The 6,112-nt window shown below is 50.4% G+C and carries 4 protein-coding genes; 2 read left to right on the top strand and 2 right to left on the bottom strand.

Translation table 11 applies throughout. The features are described from left to right. Window positions 1–548 precede the first annotated feature (548 nt). Entirely contained in the window at window positions 549–2,717 is a 2,169-nt protein-coding gene (locus CSQ88_RS08525) for a glycoside hydrolase (RefSeq protein WP_099397679.1), read from the bottom strand. 150 nt (window positions 2,718–2,867) lie between these two features. Here CSQ88_RS08525 and CSQ88_RS08520 point away from each other — a divergent pair, with 150 nt between their 5' ends. Then, window positions 2,868–3,461 (top strand): TIGR02117 family protein, encoded by a 594-nt coding sequence (locus CSQ88_RS08520; RefSeq protein ID WP_099397678.1) that lies wholly within the window; start codon window positions 2,868–2,870, stop codon window positions 3,459–3,461. Window positions 3,462–3,487: 26 nt separating this feature from the next. Here the strand turns inward: CSQ88_RS08520 and CSQ88_RS08515 are convergent, their stop codons facing one another. Then, window positions 3,488–5,011, bottom strand: a complete 1,524-nt coding sequence (locus CSQ88_RS08515) for a hypothetical protein (RefSeq protein ID WP_218963041.1) — start codon at window positions 5,009–5,011, stop codon at window positions 3,488–3,490. A gap of 240 nt (window positions 5,012–5,251) precedes the next feature. Between CSQ88_RS08515 and CSQ88_RS08510 the strand changes: the two genes are divergently transcribed. Continuing rightward, a complete protein-coding gene (locus CSQ88_RS08510; protein ID WP_099397677.1) occupies window positions 5,252–6,103 on the top strand; it encodes a penicillin-binding transpeptidase domain-containing protein in 852 nt (283 codons plus the stop codon). Window positions 6,104–6,112 lie beyond the last annotated feature (9 nt).

Below are 6,112 nucleotides of genomic sequence, written 5' to 3'. Positions count from 1 at the left end.
CATCGCCGGCTTTTACAACTGCGTCCGTTTGCACTCAGCCAGAGGCAATTTACCGCCCATTATTTATGAACAAACAATGGCAGCAAAAAAACCGATCTTGGTGTCTGTAAATACTTGACCACTACATTTCAACCCTTATGGATGGGCTAACCAAGTTCAAAAAGACCCTGTTAGTGCCTTCGGCACGTTGATTTAGGTGTGGGCGTCCCGCTGGACCTTCCTTTCTTGCTCGGCCAAGAAACGAAGCCAAAGAAGGCCGCCCCGGCCAGCACGAAGGCCCCTCACTGCGGATAATCGGCTCGGCGAAAAAGGCTGCGCGCTCGCTGCCTCGCTACCCCTTTTCCGAAACCCCGATCCGCTTATTCCTCGTTTCGGCGTGCTTCAAGGGGAGATTTAAGCCCAGCGCAGAGAGCGTGGTTAGTACATTTTTTCGTTGTTTGCTAATTACAAAAACATATTGGTTAGCATATGGGGTGAAACTTGCCGGTTTGAAGCTTTGAGCATTTGAAATAGGCAAGTTTCACCCGCCCCACCGCCTATCTATCCCTTCACGGCCATTTCGGGGATTGAAATGTTAGCGTTTTATCATCGGGCAGGATGGCTAATACGCTGAGTGCCGCAATACTGTGCGCCCCTTCTTTATACGGACTGCTGCCAAAGTTGGCGATCAGGCGGGTGCCGTCGCTGAACTGGGTTTCCTGCACGCTGCCATCGCTGTTTTTCCAGCTGAAATGTGTCAATGTCTGATAGGCCAGACGCTGATGCAGCGGGCGGAAAAAGGCATCCAGTTGCTTCAGATAAGGCAGGCGTTTGGCATTGGTTTCCAGACTAAGGTTCAGCAGCGGCGGCACATTATAAAGTTGCTCGAGCAACTCGTTGATGCTGCGGGTTTGCTTAAATTTAAGCGGATCAAGCGTCCAGTGATGGGTGGTAACGATGCTGTCGTGAAATGCGGCCTGAAACAGCGGCACACGGGTGGCCGGGTTAAAAAACAGCGCCTGGTATTCGGGCTTGATCGATACGGTTTTAAAGAAGGTTTCGGGCTGATTATTGGGCCACCAGCGGCCTAAATAATAAGGCGAAGCGGCGTTTTTGCGCATATCTGCATCCCCCCAGCCAAAGCCTCGGGATTGCATGCCGTGGGCAAAGGCCACCTGGCTATTGGCTACCGCGTGGCCATCTTCTGAGCCAATTATCACGCCCAGCTTTTTGCCTATCCATGCCATGCCATTTTCACGATTTTGCGCGTCCTGTGCTTCTGATGTGGGCTTGGCGGGGTCGTAATCGTCAAAAATCATGCCGGTGGCAGCTACGTCTAAAAACCAGCTGTTATAAGGGCTGGCGGCCTGCAGGGCGGGCACGCGTTTTTCGAGTAAGGGCCGCACGCAGTCTTGATTAACATACACGCCTTCGCCCTGAAAGCCGGTTTTGCGCTTGCCGTTTTTAAGCATAATGCCGCAGCGCAAAAAGGCATCTTGGCCGAGTTGAGCCGAGCTCCAATCCGGGTTGTTATTACCATCGGGCAGGGCGGTATCGTAAGAGTCGTAGGGGCCAATCAGATAGCCAGCCTTACGGGCGGCGGCAATGGCCTCCGGGTTGGCAAAGCCTGCTTCCCATTGCGGTAAGCCTATCCAAAGCCTTGGCAAGCCTGCTTTTTCTAAGGCGGCCACCATCTTGCCGGATGCGCCTTCGCCCCATGTTTGCGGATCGGTCAGCGCCTTGCCAAGGTGTTGAATAAGCCATGTTTTACGCGCCTTATATGCGGCGGCGTCCCGGCCTTTAATATGGTTTTTAAGCGCCTCATCCAAGCTGTTGAGTAAGACTCCCTGCTCATAACGATTGGTTTTAATATTCTTAGCCAGGAGCAACTTTTGCCCTGCGGCATTGAGCTTGATCTCGCTTGCCGCCAGGATGGCCGTGTTTAAACTCGCCCAGTCATTGACGTCGCTTGGGCTAAGCTGGCCCTGGCCCCAGGCATAAACATGGCTGGCCCCGAGCAGCTTTTCGCCATCGCGGGCGGCGGCCAGTTTTTCTTTAAGTGGCACAAATTTGCCATTGTCTTTGGCCCACTGCCGGTAGCGTTTGGCGGGGGAAAGCCAGTCGCTGCCATTGAGGGCGATTTGTACTTCATAGGGGCGTTGAAAATCCAGCTTTGTAAAATCATGGCTGGCTTTAATTGCAATGCCCTTGGTATTTGGTAAAAAATTCAGCTCATTATTAAACGGATTGCTAAATAAAACCGAGACCACCTGCTTGCCATAATCCAGTCCCAGTACCGGCAGGCTAAGGCCTTCGGTGGTATTGATGCCGGCGTATTCCTTGCTTAAAGCTTTACGCCATGCCGCATCCTGGCTGGGAATATAGCTGCCTTCAAACAGCGGCAGCAGCAGGCCTTTAGCGCCCGATGGGATTAAAGGCCAGCTGATCTGGCCGCTGCTGCTGCGGCTGAATTTGAGCGTCAGCACTGATCCTTTTAAGGCCGCATCCACCTTTGTCCCCTCGCCCCATTGCCAGCTGGCCTGTGAGGCGTCTTGTTTCAGCTGGCTGACTGCGGCGGCTTGGTCTGGCAATGAAAGCGGCAGCAGCGCCCCGTCGCCAAGCCTGGCTGTGGCTGCGAGGGTGGCCGGGTCCAGATCGATTTGCCAGTCGCTGCTGGCTAAGGTGAGGGCCTGGGCGAGCGGGCTAAATGCAAGCAGGGCAAGGATGGGTGTACGCATGGGGCTATTCAGCTTGGTTAACCGGAGCCTTATTGTAGAAATATAAATCCGGCTGGCAATGTGTTAATTTACAATCTGATTTAATTTATAAATAGTTGGAGTATCAGAAAATTGGTTTTATCCAGATTAGTTACAATATGCGCTTTTTTGATGTGTTTTCTAAGCAATTCAACTTATGCGGTGGAGCCTGTTCCCGCTAATAGTGCATCTGTATATATTATTAATAATGGCTGGCATACCGGTCTGGTATTACCTGCTACGGTGTTAAAGCAGTTTCCCGAATTGAAGCAGCGTTTTGGTGATGTGCCTTATCTGGAAATGGGCTGGGGCGATAAAGGCTTTTATCAGGAAAGAAATGTCACTGCAGGGATTGCAGTGCGGGCCATGCTGGGGATGTCTGGGTCGATTATTCATCTGGTGGCCGTGCCTTATGATCCGCGCCAGTATTTTAAAAACAGCCAGATAAAAGAAATCTGCCTTTCTAGCGTGCAATTAGAACGTTTAAGCCAGAATCTGGCAAAAAGCTTTGATTTAAGCAGCGGATCTGTCAGTGCTTTGGGTAAAGGCCTGTATGGGGACAGCGAATTTTATGCCGCAATAGGCGCATATCATGTGTTTAATACCTGCAATAGTTGGACTGCCCGGCAATTAGCTCAGTTGGATTTACCAATCTGGCCCTATTTTAAATTAACCGCCAGCAGTGTAATGAATGCAATTGCCGATATTCCTGAGCAATGCCAGTAATCTATATATGTATTCAGCTTATTTAATCAGGGCAGTGGAATTGCACTTAATGCATCGCGAAAAAACACCCGCTCGCTAGGGCGTAATTCCAGCAGCTGGGCACGTAATCGCTCCACGATTTGATAGGCGGCGAGGCTGGCACCCTGCTCAAAGACACAAAACCATGCTGCCTCTAATAAAAGATTAGCCAGTTGCAAAGGCGGAAAGCGCAGCCGGCCACTATCGTATTCTTCCAGTGTGAATTGCGCCCATGCAAACCAATGGTTAAAGCCAAGCGCAAAAGGGGCGGATAAAGGCTGCAGAGCCAGGGCCGCTTCGCTTAAAGACATGGGCTGCTGTGTGCGAAATGTGGCCAGCGAGCTTGCCCCATGGCAATTGCCGCGTGCAATGCGCAGGATGAAAATGGTGTTCCACGCCGAGGCGCTGCCCACGCCAAAACGATCGCAGATCCACTCAGATAAACCCAGCCAGCGCATAGCCTGGGCCTGTACCGCGGGCAGGGGCTGATCCAGCAAATCAAGCTGGCGAAACAGCCATAAGCACCAGCCGATATTGGCGGCCGCATGCTGCACGGCATCAATAGAATCGGCCTCGCAGGCGGCCTCCAGTGCATAGCTGAGCGCCTGTAAGGCGGCATCGGCCGATTCCTGTCGCAGCGCACCGCCTTCGGCCATGGCGTCAAACTTATAAAGCAGGGCGCTTAAATTTAGAAATTCAAACCGCACCCGTGGGTTGTAGCGCACAACTGGGCCAAGCGTGGCAGATGCCTCCAGCTGCTGCAGCAGCACCCTTGCGGCTTCGGTATCGCCCTGACTGTAGCGGTCCCATGCGTGCACAATTTGCGCCATGGCGGCAAAAGTGGGCCGGGCGCTGGCCAGTTGCCCCAAGGCAATAATATGTTCAAAGCGGCTTAAAGCCTGCTTGCTTTCAGCAAGTAAATCACTGCGACGCCATGCTAGGCTGGCTTTCATTAAAGCCAGGGCCTGCTGAAAATCATCCTGGGCACATTGCTGGGCCAGTAAAAAAGGATCACTTTGGCGCAATGCAGCAGGGCGTACAAAGCCATCGTGGCCTTCGCGCATGCCCTGGGTCAGATGCTGCCAGAAGCGCATATCCTGCATCACATAATCCACACCGTTACGCTCGCCTACCATACCCATTTGGGGCTGGGCAGATGCGTGTAAACCTAAAAAAGGCCCCAGCTCATCTGCTGAAATATGCTCACCCTGGCGGAGAAATACAAAACGCTCCAGGGTATCTGCCTGCAGCCAAAAAGGCCCGCGGCTGCGCTGTGAAAGCTTGAGCAGCGCCAGATCAATTTGCTGATCATGCCCCCAGCCCACGGCAATACCAAGGCGGGAAAATTCTGCAAATGCGCGCGAAATTATCATGCGGATGGATTTAGTCTGCGGGAAATGAGCGCGAATCGTGGCGGCGGAGAGCGGGCGTTTTTCAATCTGCCGGGCGTAAATGATACGCAGCAACAACCAGAGCGACTGATAACGCACCAGCCTGCCCTGCACAGCATAGGGCGGGGACAATTCAATCACGACGGGAGGCTGTGAGCCTGGCTCTGAGCTATGCATAGTGTGAAGGTGAAATGCAAAATGAATAAGAGTTTTAAAGCCGTTATAGAGTAGCACTTAAAAAGAAGTAATCAGCATTCTTTTCCGTTTATTGAGTTGTTTTTATGAATGTTACACATGTTACAAAATAGCATATTTACCCGGTGATGCAGCATTCTTTACTATGCATCACATCATTATTTGATCAGGTGCAGGAAATAAATTATGTCTGTAAAAAATAGATTATTAGTAATAGCTGTAATGTTGTCTGCAATGGGGTCGGCTCAGGCATTTGATGCAGATTATCAAAAGCTATTTAAAGGCTATGATGGCTGTTTTATGCTTTATGATAATAGCAGCAAAAAAATGGTGGCTGAATATAACCCTGATCAGCGCTGTGCCGAGCGTATCCCCGCTAATTCTACATTTAAGTTTCCTTTGGCTTTAATGGCTTTTGATGACGGGATAATGAAAAAGGATAGTGTCTATAAATGGGATGGCAAGCCCTATGATTTACCCGGCTGGAGCCAGGATCAAACCCCGGCCAGCTGGGAAAAATATTCTGTTGTCTGGGTATCTCAGCAAATTGCACCCGAGCTTGGCTTGGCTAAAATAAAAAAATACCTGGCTCAGTTTAATTACGGCAATCAGGATTTCACCGGCGACCCAGGTAAAAATAATGGCCTGACTAACGCGTGGCTAAGCAGCAGCTTAAAAATATCTGCAAAAGAGCAAATGAGCCTGTTACAAAGATTTGCAAACAGGTCTTTGCCTGTAAGTAATGCGGCCATGCTTGAAACAAAGAAAATTATTTATGCAGGTCAATTAGATCAGGGTGCAGATTACTACGGCAAAACTGGCAGCGGCTGGAAAAACAGAAATGACAATGGCAAGAATAACGGAAAAATGCGCGATGGCTGGTATATCGGTATGGTGGAAAACGCAGGTAAAGAATATCTGTTTGTGAGTAATATCACGGATAAAACTCAGCCTGAGGCCAGTAACAAGCAAATGGGCGGCCCCATTGCCAAAGAAATATCGCTTAAATTATTAAATGGGTATTTTTCAGATAAATAATCTTGTTTC

This window comes from Iodobacter sp. BJB302 (assembly GCF_002735645.1).
Classification (GTDB): Bacteria; Pseudomonadota; Gammaproteobacteria; order Burkholderiales; family Chitinibacteraceae; genus Iodobacter.
This window is presented reverse-complemented; position numbering and strand designations above follow the sequence as displayed.

Excerpts from the sequence above, each read along its gene's own strand:
- CSQ88_RS08525 (WP_099397679.1), bottom strand. The coding sequence starts at position 2,717 with ATGCGTACACCCATCCTTGCCCTGCTTGCATTTAGCCCGCTCGCCCAG.
- CSQ88_RS08520 (WP_099397678.1), top strand. The coding sequence starts at position 2,868 with ATGTGTTTTCTAAGCAATTCAACTTATGCGGTGGAGCCTGTTCCCGCT.
- CSQ88_RS08510 (WP_099397677.1), top strand. The coding sequence starts at position 5,252 with ATGTCTGTAAAAAATAGATTATTAGTAATAGCTGTAATGTTGTCTGCA.